The 17,573-nt window shown below is 64.5% G+C and carries 29 protein-coding genes; all 29 read right to left on the reverse strand.

The window, feature by feature from the left end:
* Position 1: 1 nt before the first annotated feature.
* Positions 2–415: a 50S ribosomal protein L17 gene (rplQ, locus tag MMG94_RS10065; RefSeq protein WP_016917738.1), complete on the reverse strand. Its 414-nt coding sequence runs from the start codon at positions 413–415 to the stop codon at positions 2–4.
* 114 nt (positions 416–529) lie between these two features.
* The gene (locus tag MMG94_RS10070) at positions 530–1,549 is read right to left on the reverse strand and encodes a DNA-directed RNA polymerase subunit alpha (RefSeq protein WP_016917737.1); all 1,020 of its coding nucleotides are present in this window, start codon (positions 1,547–1,549) and stop codon (positions 530–532) included.
* A 213-nt stretch (positions 1,550–1,762) separates the two neighbouring features.
* Complete coding sequence (gene rpsK / locus MMG94_RS10075) at positions 1,763–2,152, reverse strand: 30S ribosomal protein S11 (RefSeq protein ID WP_014890740.1); 390 nt, start codon at positions 2,150–2,152, stop codon at positions 1,763–1,765.
* Between the two features lie 127 nt (positions 2,153–2,279).
* On the reverse strand, positions 2,280–2,648 hold the full coding sequence (rpsM, locus tag MMG94_RS10080; RefSeq protein WP_026015932.1) for a 30S ribosomal protein S13: 369 nt from the start codon (positions 2,646–2,648) through the stop codon (positions 2,280–2,282).
* A 234-nt stretch (positions 2,649–2,882) separates the two neighbouring features.
* A complete protein-coding gene (locus MMG94_RS10085) occupies positions 2,883–4,178 on the reverse strand; it encodes an Hsp70 family protein (protein WP_016917735.1) in 1,296 nt (431 codons plus the stop codon).
* Between the two features lie 64 nt (positions 4,179–4,242).
* Positions 4,243–4,824 carry an adenylate kinase gene (locus MMG94_RS10090; RefSeq protein WP_016917734.1) on the reverse strand — a complete coding sequence of 194 codons (582 nt, stop codon included), beginning with the start codon at positions 4,822–4,824 and terminating at the stop codon, positions 4,243–4,245.
* On the reverse strand, positions 4,821–6,155 hold the full coding sequence (gene secY / locus MMG94_RS10095) for a preprotein translocase subunit SecY (protein WP_026015931.1): 1,335 nt from the start codon (positions 6,153–6,155) through the stop codon (positions 4,821–4,823). Before secY ends, MMG94_RS10090 begins: the two co-directional genes overlap by 4 nt.
* 158 nt (positions 6,156–6,313) lie before the next feature.
* Positions 6,314–6,790 (reverse strand): 50S ribosomal protein L15, encoded by a 477-nt coding sequence (gene rplO, locus MMG94_RS10100; RefSeq protein WP_016917732.1) that lies wholly within the window; start codon positions 6,788–6,790, stop codon positions 6,314–6,316.
* A gap of 10 nt (positions 6,791–6,800) precedes the next feature.
* Positions 6,801–6,986 (reverse strand): 50S ribosomal protein L30, encoded by a 186-nt coding sequence (gene rpmD / locus MMG94_RS10105; protein ID WP_016917731.1) that lies wholly within the window; start codon positions 6,984–6,986, stop codon positions 6,801–6,803.
* Positions 6,987–7,001: 15 nt separating this feature from the next.
* Complete coding sequence (rpsE, locus tag MMG94_RS10110; protein WP_016917730.1) at positions 7,002–7,574, reverse strand: 30S ribosomal protein S5; 573 nt, start codon at positions 7,572–7,574, stop codon at positions 7,002–7,004.
* Positions 7,575–7,791: 217 nt separating this feature from the next.
* A complete protein-coding gene (gene rplR, locus MMG94_RS10115; protein ID WP_016917729.1) occupies positions 7,792–8,154 on the reverse strand; it encodes a 50S ribosomal protein L18 in 363 nt (120 codons plus the stop codon).
* 12 nt (positions 8,155–8,166) lie between these two features.
* Positions 8,167–8,700: a 50S ribosomal protein L6 gene (gene rplF, locus MMG94_RS10120; RefSeq protein WP_016917728.1), complete on the reverse strand. Its 534-nt coding sequence runs from the start codon at positions 8,698–8,700 to the stop codon at positions 8,167–8,169.
* A gap of 37 nt (positions 8,701–8,737) precedes the next feature.
* Entirely contained in the window at positions 8,738–9,136 is a 399-nt protein-coding gene (rpsH, locus tag MMG94_RS10125) for a 30S ribosomal protein S8 (protein WP_016917727.1), read from the reverse strand.
* Between the two features lie 13 nt (positions 9,137–9,149).
* Positions 9,150–9,455, reverse strand: a complete 306-nt coding sequence (gene rpsN / locus MMG94_RS10130; protein ID WP_016917726.1) for a 30S ribosomal protein S14 — start codon at positions 9,453–9,455, stop codon at positions 9,150–9,152.
* Positions 9,456–9,497: 42 nt separating this feature from the next.
* The gene (rplE, locus tag MMG94_RS10135; RefSeq protein WP_016917725.1) at positions 9,498–10,130 is read right to left on the reverse strand and encodes a 50S ribosomal protein L5; all 633 of its coding nucleotides are present in this window, start codon (positions 10,128–10,130) and stop codon (positions 9,498–9,500) included.
* Positions 10,123–10,440: a 50S ribosomal protein L24 gene (gene rplX / locus MMG94_RS10140; protein ID WP_016917724.1), complete on the reverse strand. Its 318-nt coding sequence runs from the start codon at positions 10,438–10,440 to the stop codon at positions 10,123–10,125. The genes rplE and rplX overlap by 8 nt, the downstream gene beginning before the upstream one ends.
* Complete coding sequence (gene rplN, locus MMG94_RS10145) at positions 10,440–10,808, reverse strand: 50S ribosomal protein L14 (protein WP_016917723.1); 369 nt, start codon at positions 10,806–10,808, stop codon at positions 10,440–10,442. The genes rplX and rplN overlap by 1 nt, the downstream gene beginning before the upstream one ends.
* 202 nt (positions 10,809–11,010) lie before the next feature.
* Complete coding sequence (gene rpsQ / locus MMG94_RS10150; protein ID WP_016917721.1) at positions 11,011–11,253, reverse strand: 30S ribosomal protein S17; 243 nt, start codon at positions 11,251–11,253, stop codon at positions 11,011–11,013.
* A gap of 6 nt (positions 11,254–11,259) precedes the next feature.
* Entirely contained in the window at positions 11,260–11,472 is a 213-nt protein-coding gene (gene rpmC, locus MMG94_RS10155) for a 50S ribosomal protein L29 (RefSeq protein WP_016917720.1), read from the reverse strand.
* 12 nt (positions 11,473–11,484) lie between these two features.
* Complete coding sequence (rplP, locus tag MMG94_RS10160) at positions 11,485–11,898, reverse strand: 50S ribosomal protein L16 (RefSeq protein ID WP_016917719.1); 414 nt, start codon at positions 11,896–11,898, stop codon at positions 11,485–11,487.
* 34 nt (positions 11,899–11,932) lie between these two features.
* A complete protein-coding gene (gene rpsC / locus MMG94_RS10165; RefSeq protein WP_016917718.1) occupies positions 11,933–12,697 on the reverse strand; it encodes a 30S ribosomal protein S3 in 765 nt (254 codons plus the stop codon).
* Positions 12,698–12,709: 12 nt separating this feature from the next.
* A complete protein-coding gene (gene rplV, locus MMG94_RS10170; protein ID WP_016917717.1) occupies positions 12,710–13,096 on the reverse strand; it encodes a 50S ribosomal protein L22 in 387 nt (128 codons plus the stop codon).
* Positions 13,097–13,099: 3 nt separating this feature from the next.
* Positions 13,100–13,378: a 30S ribosomal protein S19 gene (gene rpsS / locus MMG94_RS10175; RefSeq protein ID WP_016917716.1), complete on the reverse strand. Its 279-nt coding sequence runs from the start codon at positions 13,376–13,378 to the stop codon at positions 13,100–13,102.
* 3 nt (positions 13,379–13,381) lie between these two features.
* The gene (rplB, locus tag MMG94_RS10180) at positions 13,382–14,221 is read right to left on the reverse strand and encodes a 50S ribosomal protein L2 (protein ID WP_016917715.1); all 840 of its coding nucleotides are present in this window, start codon (positions 14,219–14,221) and stop codon (positions 13,382–13,384) included.
* 22 nt (positions 14,222–14,243) lie between these two features.
* On the reverse strand, positions 14,244–14,540 hold the full coding sequence (locus MMG94_RS10185; protein WP_016917714.1) for a 50S ribosomal protein L23: 297 nt from the start codon (positions 14,538–14,540) through the stop codon (positions 14,244–14,246).
* The gene (rplD, locus tag MMG94_RS10190) at positions 14,537–15,157 is read right to left on the reverse strand and encodes a 50S ribosomal protein L4 (protein WP_016917713.1); all 621 of its coding nucleotides are present in this window, start codon (positions 15,155–15,157) and stop codon (positions 14,537–14,539) included. The genes MMG94_RS10185 and rplD overlap by 4 nt, the downstream gene beginning before the upstream one ends.
* Positions 15,158–15,160: 3 nt before the next feature.
* Positions 15,161–15,880 (reverse strand): 50S ribosomal protein L3, encoded by a 720-nt coding sequence (rplC, locus tag MMG94_RS10195; protein WP_016917712.1) that lies wholly within the window; start codon positions 15,878–15,880, stop codon positions 15,161–15,163.
* 54 nt (positions 15,881–15,934) lie between these two features.
* Positions 15,935–16,243, reverse strand: coding sequence for a 30S ribosomal protein S10 (gene rpsJ / locus MMG94_RS10200; RefSeq protein ID WP_003613511.1), 309 nt, complete (start codon positions 16,241–16,243; stop codon positions 15,935–15,937).
* A gap of 119 nt (positions 16,244–16,362) precedes the next feature.
* Positions 16,363–17,553 (reverse strand): elongation factor Tu, encoded by a 1,191-nt coding sequence (gene tuf, locus MMG94_RS10205; protein WP_016917710.1) that lies wholly within the window; start codon positions 17,551–17,553, stop codon positions 16,363–16,365.
* Between the last annotated feature and the right edge of the window lie 20 nt (positions 17,554–17,573).

The raw sequence follows: 17,573 nt of genomic DNA on the forward strand, positions 1-17,573 counted from the left end.
CTTACGCCGCCTCTTCCTCGTCGAGGACCGGGCCCGAATCCTGGCCGCGCGCATCGACGTCGCGGTCGACGAATTCGATGACGGCCATGGGGGCGTTGTCGCCGTAGCGGAAGCCGGCCTTCAGCACGCGCGTATAGCCGCCATTGCGGTCCTTGTAGCGCGGGCCGAGCACCTCGAAGAGCTTGCCGACGAGCTTGACGTCCTTGATCTGCGCGATGGCCTGACGGCGGGCGTGCAGATCGCCGCGCTTGCCGAGCGTCACCAGCTTCTCGACGACCGGACGCAGATCCTTGGCCTTCGGCAGCGTGGTGATGATCTGCTCATGCTTGATGAGCGCCTGCGCCATATTCGCGAACATGGCCTTGCGGTGCTCATGGGTGCGGCCGAAACGGCGCTTCTTGTGACCGTGATACATGTGGCTCTCCGTTGGTTATGCGGCCGCCGTGCCAAGGTACGGCCGTCGTTATGGGCGCGTAGCGAAATAGCGAATAGAAAAACCTCTATTCGCTATTCGCCGCGCCCTATTCGCTCAATAATGCTCCTCGAACCGCTTGGCGAGATCGTCGATATTCTCCGGCGGCCAGCCGGGGACTTCCATGCCCAGATGCAGACCCATCTGCGCCAGGACTTCCTTGATCTCGTTCAAGGACTTGCGGCCGAAATTCGGGGTGCGGAGCATTTCCGCCTCCGATTTCTGGATGAGGTCGCCGATATAGACGATATTGTCGTTCTTCAGGCAGTTCGCCGAACGCACCGACAGCTCCAGCTCGTCGACCTTCTTGAGCAGCGCCGGATTGAAGGCGAGCTGCGGGATCGACGGGGCGGCCTCTTCGCGGCGCGGCTCCTCGAAATTGACGAAGACGTTGAGCTGATCCTGCAGGATGCGCGCGGCGAAGGCGAGCGCGTCTTCCGGCGTGATCGCGCCGTTGGTCTCGATGGTCAGGGTCAGCTTGTCCTTGTCGAGCTCCTGACCCTCGCGGGTGTTCTCGACGCGATAGCTGACCTTCTTGACCGGAGAATACAGGCTGTCGACCGGGATGAGGCCGATCGGCGCATCCTCGGCGCGGTTGCGGTCAGCCGCGACATAGCCCTTGCCGGTGTTGACGGTGAATTCGATGCGGATCTCCGCGCCCTCGTCCAGCGTGCAGATGGCGAGGTCGGGATTGAGGATCTGGACGTCGCCCGTGGCCTGGATGTCGCCAGCCGTGACCGCGCCCGGGCCGGTCTTCTTGAGGGTCAGGCGCTTGACGCCCTCGCCCTGATATTTGATGGCGATGTCCTTGATGTTGAGGACGATGTCGGTCACGTCCTCGCGCACGCCGGGGATCGACGAGAATTCGTGGAGAACGCCGTCAATATGGATCGAGGTGATCGCCGCGCCCTGCAGCGACGAGAGAAGAATGCGGCGCAGGGAGTTGCCGAGCGTCTGGCCGAAGCCGCGCTCCAGCGGAGAGGCGACGGCCGTCGCGACGCGGCGCGGATCGTCGCCCGCGGTCACTTCGAGCTTGTTCGGCTTGATGAGTTCCTGCCAGTTCTTCTGGATGCTCACTGGGACGCCTTTCCTTGAAGCTCCTGATCGCGGTCCTTGGGAGGAGCGGACCGCGCGCGAAATATGCTCGGATGAAAGCAGCGGCTTCTGGAGCAAGTTCCGAAGGGACGAATAAGGCCCCTTCGACGATCGCCGCCCCAGCAACCACGTTTCTGAAGCGATAATGTCGACCGCGCGACTTGGCGCGCGGCCGGAAAGAGCTCCGCCGTGTCGTCAGACGCGACGGCGCTTGCGCGGACGGCAGCCATTATGCGGGATCGGCGTGACGTCGCGGATGGAGGTCACGGTGAAGCCCGCCGCCTGCAGCGCGCGCAACGCCGACTCGCGGCCCGAGCCGGGACCCGACACCTCGACCTCGAGCGTGCGGACGCCGTGCTCGCCGGCCTTGCGGGCTGCGTCCTCAGCGGCCATCTGCGCGGCGTAAGGGGTCGACTTGCGCGAGCCCTTGAAGCCCATCGAGCCGGCCGACGACCAGGACACGGTGTTGCCCTGCGCGTCGGTGATGGTGATCATGGTGTTGTTGAACGTCGAATTGACGTGCGCGACGCCGGAGACGATGTTCTTGCGCTCGCGGCGGCGAACGCGGGTGGTGTCCTTGGCCATGGTAGCTTTGCCTTTCGATATCGACGCCGCCGTAACGCCAGCGGCTCCACCTGAGGGGCAGTCGGCAGATCGGCCGTCGGCAATCGGATCGCCCGACTGCCGAAGCCCGACTGCCGAAGCCCGGGAATTATTTCTTCTTGCCGGCGATCGGCTTCGCCTTGCCCTTGCGGGTGCGGGCGTTGGTGTGGGTGCGCTGGCCGCGGACCGGCAGCTGGCGGCGATGGCGCAGGCCGCGATAGCAGCCAAGGTCCATCAGGCGCTTGATGTTGATCGCGACTTCGCGGCGCAGATCGCCTTCCACGAGATAGTCGCGGTCGATGGTCTCGCGGATCTGCAGGACTTCGGCGTCGGTGAGCTGGGCGACGCGGCGCTCGGCCGGGATGCTCACCTTCTCGCAGATCTCCTCGGCCTTCTTCGGGCCGATGCCGTGAATATACTGAAGCGCGATGACGACGCGCTTATTGGTCGGGATGTTGACGCCTGCAATACGAGCCACGATTTTCTCCATTTCGGGCGCTAGCCTTGCGGCGCGCGCCGGATGACGGCCCTCGCGTCCGGTGGAGGCCGGCCCATGCGAGGTTTGAGTTTTCCGAGAACGCAAAAACGGAAGCTCTCCGAAGAGAACTTCCTGGTTTTTCGTCGGAAGTCAGCCGATAGCTAGCGATTGCGCGCGAGTCAAGGAAAATGCGCATGGGAGAAGCAATATTTTCTCCCCTGCCCCGCGACAGACTCAGGCGCTGCGTCGAAGCGCATCAGACCCGAATTTGCGCCGCGCGTCCAGTCCCAGTCCGAGGCCGACGGCGCCGAACATGTCGCCCTCGATGATTTTCGCCTTCGGCGTCGCGCCCGTGACGGCGGCGCGCACCGCCGGTATCGCCGTCGAGCCGCCGGTGAGGAAGACGGCGTCGATGCGCCCGCCGGCGAGTCCCGAGGCGGCGAGCGTATCGCCGAGCGTGCGCGTGAGCGAACCGAGTTGATCGGCGATGGCCTCGTTCAAAGTCTTCGGCTCGGCGGCGACGACGAAGCCGCGCTCGACCTCGGAAAGATCGATCGCCGCCGTCGGAGCGTCCGACAGCCCGATCTTCGCCGCCTCGACGGAAAGCGCGATGGAATGGCCGCGGCGCGCCTCGACGATGTCGGCGAGGCGCGCGATTTTCCCGGGAGAGAGCGCGTAGCGTCGCACCTCCTCGATGTCGCGCGAGACCTTGGGCGTATAGAGCAGATTGATCCTGTGCCAGGTGGCGAGATCGACGAAAAAGCCGTTGGGAACGAGGATCGCCTTGTCGCTGAAAGGGAGCCGCATCTCGCCGCCGAGCCCGAGATAGGGCATGACGGTCTTCAGGCTGAACAGCCGGTCGATATCCGTTCCGCCGATATGAACGCCCTTATTGGCGAGAATGTCGGCGGCGCGATCCGGCTTGTATCTCCCCTGCGGAGAGACGCGCACGACCGAGAAATCCGACGTGCCGCCGCCAATGTCGGCGATGAGCGCATATTGCTCCTCGCGCACGGTCTGCTCATAGGCGAGCGCCGCGGCGATCGGCTCATATTGAAAGGCGATCTCGCGAAAGCCGCAGGCGCGGGCGATCTCCTCGAGCGCGTTCTGGGCGCGGCCGTCCGCGGCCGGATTGTCGTCGACGAAATGCACCGGACGGCCGAGGACGACTTGCGAGACGTCCGCGTCGAGGGCGGCGTCGGCGGCCGCTTTCAGCCGCCCGACGATCAGTCCGATAATGTCTTTGAACGTATAGGTCCTGGTCTTGATGCGGGTCGTTTCGTCCATGAGCGCCGAGCCCAGGACGGATTTGAGGCTGCGCATCAGCCGCCCTTCGGCGCCGTCGACATAGGCCTTTATGGCGGCGCGTCCGAAAATCGGACGCCCGTCGGAGAAGTCGAAAAAGATCGAACTCGGCAGCGTCCGCGCGTCGCCCTCGAGCGCGACGAGTTCGACTTCCTCTCCGCGCGGCACGGCCACAGTCGAATTGGACGTGCCGAAATCGAGGCCGCAAAAATGCTTTGCTTCCATCGGAGCGTCTCGGAATCCGGGGCGGAAAAGAAATGGCCCGGCGGAGCCGGGCCTTTCCTGACTATCAGCGGCCGAGCGACTTGTCTATCGCCGCCGACACATCGTCGATCGCCTGCATGCCGTCGACTCTCTTCAACTCGCCCTTTTCGGCATAATAGGCCGAGACCGGCGCCGTTTGCTTGCGATAGGCGTCCAGTCGCGTCTTGAAGCTCTCCGGATTGTCGTCGGCGCGGACGGGTTTGCCGGCCGCGACCGTTTCCTCGACGCGCTTGCGCATGCGGTCGACGAGCGCGTTTTCATCGACGACCAGTTCGACGACCGCGTCGAGGCCGCCGCCCTTTTTCGCGAGCAGCTCGCGCAGCGCCTCCGCCTGCGCCACCGTGCGGGGGAATCCGTCGAGGATGAAGCCGTTGGCGCAGTCCGGGGCGTCGATGCGCTGGTCGATGATGTCGATCACCACCTCGTCCGGCACGAGCTGGCCGGCGTCCATGATCGATTTCGCCTTGAGCCCGATCGGCGTTTGGGCGGCGACGGCGGCGCGCAGCATGTCTCCGGTGGAGAGCTGGGGAATGCCCAGCCTCTCCACGAGACGCGCGGACTGCGTTCCCTTGCCGGCGCCCGGAGGGCCGAGAAGGACGAGTCTCATTTACGGCGTCCCTTGAGCTTGGTCTTGCGGATCAGCCCCTCATATTGCTGCGCCTGCATATGGCCGTGGATCTGGGAGACCGTGTCCATGGTCACGCTCACTACGATGAGCAGAGAGGTGCCGCCGAAATAGAAGGGCAGATTCGCGTAGGCGATGAGCCCTTCCGGCAGCAGGCAGATGATGGCGAGATAGGCCGCGCCGAGCACCGTGATGCGCATGAGCACGTCGTCGATGAACTTCGCCGTGCGCTCGCCGGGGCGGATGCCGGGAATGAAACCGCCATGCTTCTTGAGATTGTCCGCCGTCTCCGTCGGATTGAAGACGATGGCCGTGTAGAAGAAGGCGAAGAAGACGATGAGGCCGACATAGGCCAGCATATAGAGCGGGCGTCCATGGCCGAAATAGGCCGAAATGGTCGCGAAGATGCTCTCCGAGCCGGTCGACTGATAGAAATTCGCGACGGTCGTCGGCAGCAGCAGCAGCGAGGAGGCGAAGATCGGCGGGATCACGCCCGACGTGTTCAGCTTCAGCGGCAGGAAGGACGTCTGGCCTTCATAGACCCGATTGCCGTGCTGGCGTTTGGGATAGGTGATCAGCAGGCGGCGCTGCGCGCGCTCCATGAACACGATGAAGGCGATCACGAAGAACGACATGGCGATGACGCCGAGGATGATGCCGGTCGAGATCGCGCCCTGACGGCCGAGTTCGAGGGTCGAAACGATGGCCGAGGGGAAGGCCGCGACGATGCCGGCGAAGATGATCAGCGACGAGCCGTTGCCGATGCCGCGCGAGGTGATCTGCTCGCCGAGCCACATCAGGAACATGGTGCCCCCGACGAGCGTCACGACGGTGGTGACGCGGAAGAAGAGGCCGGGCTCGGTGACGACGCCCTGCTGACCCTCGAGCCCGATCGCCATGGCGTAGGCCTGGAAGGTCGCGAGGGCGACGGTGAGGTAGCGCGTATATTGATTGAGGACCTTGCGGCCCTGCTCGCCCTCTTTCTTCAGCGATTCGAGCGTCGGGAAGACCGAGGTCAGGAGCTGGATGATGATCGAGGCCGAGATATACGGCATGATGTTGAGGGCGAAGATCGCGCGGCGCTGCACGGCGCCGCCGGCGAACATGTTGAAGAGCTCGAGCATGCCCTTCGACTGGCCGAAGAAGCTCTTCGCAAAGGCTTCGGGATCGATGCCCGGCAGCGGCACATAGGTGCCGAGGCGATAGACGATCAGCGCGCCCAGCGTGAACAGGATGCGCTTCTTGAGTTCCTCGGACTTGCCGAAGGCCGAGAGATTGACGTTGGCCGCGAGCTGCTCGGCTGCCGATGCCATGGAGGAACTCCCCTCGAGTCGCGCCGATTTTTGCGGCGCCTTTTTGTTGGCGGGCGCGGGGAGCGGAGGCCCGCCCTTTCGCGCGCCCGGCGATTGCGTGAGGCTTCTATAAGACAAAGCAGCCGCCCTTGCGAGAGCGGCCGCCTAAAAACCTTGCTTCAGGCCGGGACGGCGTCGCCCGTAAGGAGCTTCACCGAGCCGCCGGCGCCTTCGATCGCGGCGATCGCGCCCTTGGAGGCCGCGGCCACCTCGAAAGCGAGCTTCGCCTTGATCTCGCCCACGCCGAGGATCTTCACGCCGTCGCGCGGCTTGGAGACCACGCCCGCGGCGATGAGCGACTCGATCGTGACCGGCGCCGAAGCGTCCAGCTTGCCGGCGTCGACGGCCGCCTGGATGCGGCCGACATTGACCTCATTGTAGTCCGTCGCGAACGGGTTGTGGAACCCGCGCTTCGGAAGGCGGCGATGCAGCGGCATCTGGCCGCCCTCGAAGCCCTTGACGGCGACGCCGGTGCGGGCCTTCTGGCCCTTCACGCCGCGTCCGCCCGTCTTGCCCTTGCCGGAGCCAATGCCGCGGCCAACGCGCATCCGGTTCTTGCTGGAGCCCGGATTGTCGGAGATGTCGTTGAGTTTCATTGCCGCGTCCTCACTTCTCGCCGACGATTTTGACGAGATGCGCCACCTTGGCGATCATGCCGCGCACGGCCGGAGTGTCCTCCAGCTCACGCTTGCGGCCGATGCGGGTCAGACCCAGACCCAGAAGGGTCCGGCGCTGACGCTCGGGGCGACCGATGGGGCTGCCGGTTTGCTCGACGGTGATTTTGTTCGCCATGTCGATGCCTCCCGATTACGCGTCGACGGCGTCGGCGTCGACGCCCTGACGACGCGCCTGCAGCGCCGACACTTTCAGCGAACGACGGGCGGCGACGGCGCGCGGCGAGTCCTCGCGGGAAAGCGCGTCGAAGGTCGCGCGGATCATGTTGTAGGGGTTCGAAGAGCCCTGGCTCTTCGCGACGACGTCATGCATGCCGAGCGTCTCGAAGACGGCGCGCATCGGGCCGCCCGCGATGATGCCCGTGCCGGCCGGCGCGGCGCGCAGAACCACGCGACCCGAGCCATGACGGCCATAGACGTCGTGATGCAGCGTGCGGCCTTCGCGCAGCGGCACGCGGATCAGCGCGCGCTTGGCGGCTTCCGTCGCCTTGCGGATCGCTTCCGGCACTTCGCGCGCCTTGCCGTGGCCGAAGCCCACGCGACCCTTCTGGTCGCCGACGACGACCAGCGCGGCGAAGCCGAAACGACGGCCGCCCTTCACGACTTTCGCGACGCGATTGATGTGGACCAGACGATCCACAAATTCGCTGTCGCGCTCTTCCCTGTCTTCGCGGCGGCCGCGGCCGCCCTCTGATTCACGCGCCATTTCTTTTTCCGTCACTTACGCGGCGCAGGACGCCGCTCGCTTCGTCTTCTCCCTCTCCCCGCCTGCGGGAAGAGGGCTGGGGTGAGGGGCGAGGCGACGCCCCGCACGCTGCAACACCCGCCGCTCCGCCTTTTGCCGACACTCGACAATTGGCTTAGCCCCTCACCCTAACCCTCTCCCCGCGAGCGGGGACAGGGGATGAGGCGGCGAACGTCGTTTAGAACTGCAACCCGCCCTCGCGAGCGCCGTCGGCCAGCGCCTTGACGCGGCCGTGATACATATAGGCGCCGCGGTCGAACACCACCTGGGTGACGCCCTTCGCCGTCGCGCGCGCCGCGAGGAGCTTGCCGACGACTTTCGCAGCGTCGACATTCGCGCCTGTCTTCAGCGACTCCCGATTCTCCTTCTCGATGGAGGAGGCGGAAACGAGGGTCTGACCATTTTCGTCGTCGATGATCTGAGCGTAGATCTGCTTCGACGAACGGAACACGGAGAGACGCGGGCGGCCATAGGCGCGCTCGCGGATCGCCTTGCGGACACGCGCCTTGCGGCGCTGTTCGATGCTGACATCCTTGGCCATTGGCGGCGGTCCTTACTTCTTCTTGCCTTCCTTGCGGAAGATGAATTCACCGGCGTATTTGACGCCCTTGCCCTTATAGGGCTCGGGGCCGCGCAGCGCGCGGATTTCCGCCGCCACCTGGCCGACCTGCTGTTTGTCGACGCCGCTGATCGTGATTTCCGTCGGTTTCGGCGTCACAATGTTGATGCCGTTCGGGATCGGATAGTTCACGTCATGCGAATAGCCCAGCGCGAGCTGCAGAACCTTGCCCTGGACGGCGGCGCGATAGCCGACGCCGGTGATTTCGAGCTTCTTCTCGAAGCCCGACGTCACGCCGATGACGAGGTTGTTGACGCGCGCGCGCGACGTGCCCCACAGCGCGCGGGCGCGCTTGGTGTCGTTGCGCGGATCGACCTTGATCGCGTTGTCCTGCTGGACGACGGAGACGTCGTCCGGCACGAGAAATTCGAGCGTGCCTTTCGCGCCCTTCACGGACACGAGCTGGCCGTCGACCTTGGCGGTGACGCCGGCCGGGACGACCACAGGCTTTTTGCCGATACGAGACATTGTTGCAAATCCTGTTCAGTCTGAGCGTGGCGCAAGGTCAGAAGACCTTGCACAGCACCTCGCCGCCGACATTGTTTTCGCGCGCCGCGTGATCGGCCATCACGCCCTTGGGCGTCGACATGATCGTCACGCCGAGGCCGTTGGCCACGCGCGGAACGGCGTCGACGGCCGCATAGACGCGGCGGCCCGGACGGGACACGCGCTCGATCTGCTTGATGACCGGCTCGCCGTCGAAATATTTCAGTTCGATCGAGAACTCGGTGCGGCCATTGCCGAAATCCGTGGTCGAATAGCCGCGGATGTAACCCTCGTCCTTGAGGACGTCGAGCACATGAGCGCGCAGCTTCGAGCCCGGCGTGATCACCTTGTCCTTGCGGCGCATTTGCGCGTTGCGGATGCGGGTGAGGAGATCTCCCAACGGATCGTTGATCGCCATTACAAGAGTCTCCTTACCAGCTCGACTTCACGAGGCCCGGGATCAGGCCGCGGGATCCGAGTTCGCGCAACGCAATGCGCGACATCTTCAACTTGCGATAAAAGGCGCGCGGGCGGCCGGAAATTTCGCAGCGGTTGCGGATGCGAATCTTCGCCGAGTTGCGCGGAAGCTCCGCGAGCTTCAGCCTGGCCTCGAACTGCTCCTCAATGGAGAGCGACTGGTCCTTGGCCTTCGCCTTCAGCCGCTCGCGGCGGCCGGCGTAAGCCTTGACGAGCTTCGCCTTCTTCTTGTTGTTCTCGATCGCGCTTTTCTTCGCCATGAGTAATTTAGCCTTTCGGTATCCGCGTTTGAGGCGTTAGCCTCACTGCCGGAACGGGAAATTGAACGCCTTGAGCAGAGCGCGCGCCTCGTCGTCGGTCTTGGCCGTCGTGCAGACGATCACGTCCATGCCGAGAATCGACTCCGCCTTGTCGTAGTCGATCTCCGGGAACACGATGTGCTCCTTGATGCCGAGCGCATAATTGCCGCGGCCGTCGAAGGACTTCGGGTTGAGGCCGCGGAAGTCGCGCACGCGCGGCAGCGCCACGGTGATCAGACGGTCGAGAAACTCATACATGCGGGTCTTGCGAAGGGTGACCTTCGCGCCGATCGGCATGTTCTCGCGGACCTTGAAGGTCGAAATGGCCTTGCGGGCGCGCGTCACGACCGGCTTCTGGCCGGCGATGAGGCTGAGATCGCCCGCGGCCGACGTCACCTTCTTGGTGTCGTTGACGGCTTCGCCGACGCCCATGTTCAGCACGATCTTCTCGATCGTCGGCACTTCGAGCGGGTTCTTGTAGCCGAACTGCTCAATGAGCTGCTGACGCACGACCTCGTCATAGTGCTTCTTCATGCGCGGCGTATAGCCCGCAATGCTGGCCTGAGCGACCGCGGCGGTCGCCGGGGCTTCTTTCGCCTTGGGGGCCTTGGCCTTGGCTTTCTTTTCCTCAGCCATCGATCAATTCTCCGGAACGCTTGGCGACGCGGACCTTGCGGCCGTCGTCGAGAATCTTGAAGCCGACGCGGGTCGCCTGGCCGTCCTTGGGATCGGCGATCGCGATGTTGGACAGGTCGATCGGGGCCGCCTTGTTGACGATGCCCGCCTCGCGGTCTTTGGTCTGGCGCTGATGGCGCTTGACCATGTTGACGCCGTTGACGATGGCGCGGCCCTCATCCGGAATCACGCGGACGACTTCGCCGGTCTTGCCCTTGTCGCGGCCGGCGAGAACGACGACCTTGTCGCCCTTCTTGATTTTGGCGGCCATTACAGCACCTCCGGCGCGAGCGAGATGATCTTCATGTGGTTCTTGGCGCGCAGTTCGCGCGGCACCGGCCCGAAGATGCGGGTGCCGATCGGCTCCTGCTGATTGTTGATCAGCACCGCGGCGTTCGAGTCGAAACGGATCACCGAGCCGTCCGAGCGCTTGATGTCCTTCGAGGTGCGGACGACGACGGCCTTCAGCACGTCGCCCTTCTTCACGCGGCCGCGCGGAATCGCTTCCTTGATCGAGACGACGATGATGTCGCCGACGCCGGCATATTTGCGCTTCGAGCCGCCCAGCACCTTGATGCACATCACACGGCGGGCGCCGGAATTGTCGGCGACGTCGAGATTTGTTTGCATCTGAATCATGGCTTACCCGCCTTTCAATCCGGTCTGGTTTCGGTCCCGCACAATCGCAACGGCCGACTTCGTCCGGAAAACTTCATTTCCGATTTCCAGCGCGCTTTCCCATCGCATGAGGCATGCGATGGGAAAGCGCGCTGATTTTCAGGGCTCTAGGGGTCGCCTGCAGGGTCCATGACCCTTTTTTGAACCACCTCGAGCGGGGTATTTACGCGTTTGCGGCGTTTTCCACAACCCGCCAACGCTTCAATTTCGAGATCGGCGCGGTTTCTTCGATGAAGACCGTGTCGCCGACCTTGAACGCGCCGTTCTCGTCATGCGCGTGATAATGCTTCGTGCGGCGCACCGTCTTCTGGAACAGCGGGTGCGTGAAACGGCGCTCGACCTTCACGACCACGGTCTTGTTCTGCTTGTCGGAGACGACGACGCCCTGGAGAATTCGCTTCGGCATGGCGCTTTAACCTTGCTTTTCCGCGCTCTTCTGCGCGGCGATGGTCTTGGCCCGGGCGATGTCGCGGCGAATGACGCGAACCTGGGCGGTGTTCTCGAGCTGGCCGGTCGCCCGCTGGAAACGCAGATTGAACTGCGCCTTCTTGAGCTTCAGCACTTCGTCGTTGAGCTGGTCCTCGGTCATCGCTTTGATGTCGGAGAGGCGCTGCTTGGCTTTCATGTCGTCCTCCTGTTACTCGGCGATGCGTTCGATGAAACGGGTCTTGATCGGCAGCTTGGCCGCGGCGAGGGTCAGCGCCTCGCGGGCCAGCGGCGCCGGCACGCCGTCGACCTCGAACATGATGCGGCCGGGCGCGACGCGCACCGCCCACAATTCCGGAGCGCCCTTACCCTTACCCATGCGGACTTCGGTCGGCTTCTTGGAGACCGGCACGTCCGGGAAGATGCGGATCCAGACGCGGCCGGCGCGCTTCATATGGCGCGTCATGGCGCGGCGGGCCGCCTCGATCTGGCGCGCGGTGATGCGCTCGGGCTCGAGCGCCTTCAGGCCGAACTGACCGAAGTTCAGCGAGAAGCCGCCTTTCGAGGCGCCGTGAATGCGGCCCTTGAAGGCCTTGCGGAACTTGGTGCGCTTGGGTGACAGCATGATAGGTGCTCTTTAATTTCTTGCCTGTTGCGCCTTACGCAGCGTCGCCGCGGGGTTCGCGCGGCTCGCGGCGACGGCGGTCGCGGTCGCCGCGCTCGCGGTCACGTTCGTGGTGATCGCCGCCGGCGGAAGCCGCCTCGGCCGCACGGCGCTCCTGCGCCATCGGATCGTGCTCGAGGATCTCGCCCTTGAAGATCCACACCTTGATGCCGCAGGCGCCATAGGCGGTGTGGGCGGTCGAGGTGCCGTAATCCACATCGGCGCGCAGCGTGTGCAGCGGCACGCGGCCTTCGCGATACCATTCGAGACGGGCGATCTCCGCGCCGCCGAGACGGCCCGAGCAGTTGATGCGGATGCCCTGGGCGCCGAGGCGGATCGCCGATTGAACAGCGCGCTTCATGGCGCGGCGGAAGGCCACGCGGCGCTCGAGCTGCTGCGCGATCGACTCGGCGACGAGCGCGGCTTCCGTTTCCGGCTTGCGCACCTCGACGATGTTGATCACGACCTCGGAGCCCGTGAGCTTGGCGACGAGCTTGCGGATCTTGTCGATATCCGCGCCCTTCTTGCCGATCACGACGCCCGGACGGGCCGAGTGGATGGTGACGCGGCACTTCTTGTGCGGACGCTCGATGACGATCTTCGAGACCGCCGCCTGCTTCAGCGTCTTCGACACCGCCTCGCGAATCGCCATGTCCTCATGCAGGAGCTTGGCGTATTCGCCCTTGCCCGCGAACCAGCGCGAGTCCCAGGTGCGGTTGACGCCGAGGCGCAGCCCGATCGGATTGACCTTCTGACCCATGGTTCTGATCCTTTAGGCGTTCGCTTGCGCTTCGACTTCGCGCACGATGATCGTGAGGTTCGAGAAGGGTTTCTCGATCCGGCTGGCGCGGCCGCGGGCGCGGGCGTGGAAGCGCTTCATGACCAGCGCCTTGCCGACGAAAGCCTGGGCGACGATCAGATCGTCGACGTCGAGGCCGTGATTATTCTCGGCGTTGGCGATGGCGCTTTCGAGCGTCTTCTTCACCTCATGCGCGATGCGCTTGCGGGAAAATTCCAGATCGGAGAGCGCGCGGTCGACCTTCTTGCCGCGAATGAGCTGGGCGAGAAGATTGAGCTTCTGCGGCGACACGCGGATCATGCGCGCGACCGCCTTGGCTTCGTTTTCCGCGAGCCGGGGCGGATTGGCCTGCTTGGACATTGCTTAGCCTCTCTTCGCCTTCTTGTCCGCCGCGTGACCGTGGAAGGTGCGCGTCGGAGCGAATTCGCCGAACTTGTGGCCGATCATGTCTTCGCTGACATTGACCGGAATATGCTTCTGGCCGTTGTGCACGCCGAAGGTCAATCCGACGAACTGCGGCAGAATGGTGGAGCGACGGCTCCATATCTTGATGACTTCCGAGCGGCCCGAGGCGCGCGAGGTTTCCGCCTTCTTCAGCAGATAGCCGTCGACGAACGGGCCTTTCCAAATCGAGCGAGCCATGGATCAGCCCTTCTTCTTGCGATTGTGCCGCGAGGACACAATGAAACGGTCGGTTGACTTGTTGGAGCGGGTCTTCTTGCCCTTGGTCGGCTTGCCCCACGGGGTCACCGGATGACGGCCGCCCGAGGTGCGGCCTTCGCCGCCGCCATGCGGGTGGTCGATCGGGTTCATCGTGACGCCGCGATTATGCGGACGACGGCCGAGCCAGCGCGAACGACCGGCCTTGCCGATCGAGGTGTTCATATGATCCGGGTTCGACACCGCGCCGATCGTGGCGAAGCACTGGCCGTGGACCAGGCGCTGCTCGCCGGACGAGAGGCGGATGATCACATAGCCCTGATCGCGGCCGGCGATCTGCGCGTAGGCGCCGGCGGAACGGGCGATGGAGCCGCCCTTTCCGATCTTCGTTTCGATGTTGTGGACGAGCGTGCCGACCGGGATGTTGGCGATCGGCATGGCGTTGCCGGGCTTGACGTCGACCTGCTCGCCCGACACGACCTCGTCGCCAACCGACAGACGCTGCGGCGCGAGGATGTAGGCGAGCGTGTCGTCCGCGTAGCGGATCAGCGCGATGAAAGCCGTCCGGTTCGGGTCGTATTCCAGACGCTCGACCTTGCCGACGACGTCGACCTTGCGACGCTTGAAGTCGACGAGGCGATAGGCCTGCTTGTGGCCGCCGCCGCGGAAACGAACCGTGACGCGGCCGTTATTGTTGCGGCCGCCCTTCGAGGTCTTGCCCTCGGTCAGCGTCTTGACCGGCTTGCCCTTATAGAGGTCGCTGCGGTCGACGATGACGAGCTGGCGAAGGCCCGGCGTGACCGGCTTGAATGTCTTCAGCGCCATTTTCTTGTCCCCACGCCTTCTCTTACAGTCCGGTCGTCACGTCGATCTTGTGGCCTTCGGCCAGCGTGACGACGGCCTTCTTGACGTCGCTCTGCTGACCGCGCACGCCGCGGAACGCCTTGACCTTGCCCTTGCGGACGAGGGTGTTCACGGACTCGACCTTCACATCGAAGAGACCCTCGACCGCCGCCTTGATCTGCGGCTTGGTCGCGGTCCGGGCGACCTTGAAGACCACCTTGTTGCTCTCGGAAGCGAGCGTCGCCTTCTCGGTGATGATTGGGGCGACGATCACGTCGTAATGGCGGACGTCCTTGCTCATTTCAGGCGCGCCTCCAGCGCGTCCACGGCGGCGCGGGTCAGAACCAGCTTCTCGCGGCGGATGATGTCGTAAACATTGACGCCCTCGACCGGCAGCACGTCGATCTGCGGGATGTTGCGCGCGGCGAGCGCGAAATTGTTCTGCACGTCGCCGCCGACGATGATGATCGCATTGGCGAGGCCCGTCTTGGCGAAGCCGGAAGCGAGAACCTTCGTCTTCGGCGCGTCGAGCTCGGCCGTCTCCCATACGATGATGCCGCCGTCCTTGGCCTTGGCCGAGAGCGCATGCTTCAGCGCGAGGGCGCGAACCTTCTTGGTCAGATCGTGCTCATGGCTGCGGACCTGCGGGCCGAAGGCGCGTCCGCCGCCGCGGAACTGCGGCACGCGGGCCGAGCCGTGACGCGCGCCGCCCGTGCCCTTCTGCTTGTACATCTTCTTGCCGGTGCGCGCGATTTCCGCGCGGTTCTTGACCGCGTGGGTGCCGGCGCGGCGCTTGGCGAGCTGCCAGCGGATCATCCGGTGGATGAGGTCCGCGCGCGGCTCGAGGCCAAACACTTCATCGGAAAGTTCGATCGAACCGGCCGCCTGACCGTCGAACGACGTGACGTCGATCTTCACGGCTCAGTCCTCCTTCGTTTCTTGCGCGGGAGCCGCGTCGGCGGCGTCCGCCAGGCGGAACTTGCCCGGCTGCGGCGCATCCTTGGGGAGCGCGCGCTTGACGGCGTCGCGCACGTAAATCCATCCGCCGGCGGTGCCCGGAACGGCGCCTTCGACGAGCAGCAGGCCGCGCGCGACGTCGGTCTGCACGACGCGCAGATTCTGCGTCGTCACGCGGTCGACGCCCATATGGCCGGCCATTTTCTTGTTCTTGAAGGTCTTGCCCGGATCCTGACGGCCGCCGGTCGAACCGTGCGAACGATGCGAGATCGAGACGCCGTGAGACGCGCGCAGACCGCCGAAGCCCCAACGCTTCATCGGGCCGGCGAAGCCTTTGCCCGTCGTGGTGCCGGTGACGTCGACGAACTGGCCGACGACGAAATGGTCGGCCGTGATCTCGGCGCCGACAGGCAGCAGCGCGTCCTCGTTCACGCGGAACTCGGCGAGTTTCATTTTCGGCTCGACCTTGGCCGCGGCGAAGCGCGTGCGCTCGGCCTTGGAGACATTCTTCACCTTGGCGCGGCCGATGCCGAGCTGAACGGCGGTGTAGCCGTTCTTTTCCTTGGTGCGCTGAGCGACGACCTGACAGCCGTCCAGCTTGAGCACCGTGACCGGCACATGCTCGCCCGCCTCTGTGAAGATGCGGGTCATTCCGACCTTTTGCGCGATGACGCCCGACCGCATGTTCAATAATCCTTCGCGAAGCGGCTGCCTCCAGGGCGCCGCCCAATCCGTTCTTTAGAGCTTGATCTCGACGTCGACGCCCGCGGCGAGATCGAGCTTCATCAGCGCATCCACCGTTTGCGGGGTGGGGTCGACGATGTCGAGAACGCGCTTATGCGTTCTGATTTCGAACTGCTCACGCGACTTCTTGTCGATGTGCGGCGAACGGTTCACCGTGAACTTCTCGATCTTGGTCGGCAGCGGAATCGGGCCACGAACCTGAGCGCCGGTGCGCTTGGCCGTGGAGACGATCTCCTTGGTCGACGTGTCGAGAATCCGGTGATCGAACGCCTTCAAGCGAATCCGGATGTTTTGACCGTTCATTGTCTCGTCCTTTGGGACCGCGAGCGTCTCAAGCCCGCTTTCATGCGCCGCGCGCGGCAAAGCGCGCGGCTATTTTCACAAGAGCGAGCCCGAAAAGACCCGCGGTCCAGATTCGCTTCTTACTCGATGATGCTGGCGACGACGCCGGCTCCGACGGTGCGGCCGCCTTCGCGGATGGCGAAGCGCAGCTTCTCCTCCATCGCCACCGGCACGATCAGGTTCACTTCCATCGTGACGTTGTCGCCCGGCATCACCATCTCGACGCCCTCGGGGAGCGTCACGATGCCGGTCACGTCCGTCGTGCGGAAATAAAACTGCGGGCGGTAATTCGTGAAGAACGGCGTGTGCCGGCCGCCCTCGTCCTTGGTCAGGATATAGGCCTCGGCCTTGAACTTCGTGTGCGGCTTCACCGAACCCGGCTTGCACAGAACCTGGCCGCGCTCAACGTCCTCGCGCTTCGTGCCGCGCAGCAGGCAGCCCACATTGTCGCCCGCCTCGCCCTGATCCAGCAGCTTGCGGAACATCTCGACGCCCGTCACCGTCGACTTCGTCGTCGGACGGATGCCCACGATCTCGACTTCCTCGCCCACCTTGATCACGCCGCGCTCGATGCGCCCCGTCACCACCGTGCCGCGGCCCGAAATCGAGAACACGTCCTCGACCGGCATCAGGAAGGGCTGATCCTTCGGACGCTCCGGCTGCGGAATGTAGCGGTCGACTTCCGCCATCAGCTTCAGGATCGCGTCATGGCCCAGCTCCGGAGACTTGTTCTCCAGCGCGCACAAAGCCGAACCCTTGACGATCGGAATGTCGTCGCCGGGGAAGTCATACTTCGACAGAAGCTCGCGCACTTCGAGCTCGACCAGCTCCAGAAGCTCCGGATCGTCGACCATGTCGACCTTGTTGAGGAACACCACCAGCGCCGGCACGCCGACCTGGCGGGCGAGCAGGATGTGCTCGCGGGTCTGCGGCATCGGGCCGTCGGCGGCCGACACCACCAGGATCGCGCCGTCCATCTGCGCCGCGCCGGTGATCATGTTCTTCACATAGTCGGCGTGGCCGGGGCAGTCGACATGCGCATAATGGCGGTTCGTCGTCTCATATTCGACATGCGCCGTCGAAATCGTGATGCCGCGCGCCTTCTCCTCCGGCGCCTTGTCGATCTGGTCATAGGCCGTGAAGGTCGCGCCGCCCGTCTCCGCCAGAACCTTCGTGATCGCCGCCGTCAAGGACGTCTTGCCATGATCGACGTGACCGATCGTTCCAATATTGCAGTGCGGCTTGGTGCGAGAGAATTTTTCCTTGGCCATTGCCGTGCTCCTTCAGAGAG

The sequence above is a fragment of the Methylocystis parvus OBBP genome (genome assembly GCF_027571405.1).
Lineage (GTDB): Bacteria > Pseudomonadota > Alphaproteobacteria > Rhizobiales > Beijerinckiaceae > Methylocystis > Methylocystis parva.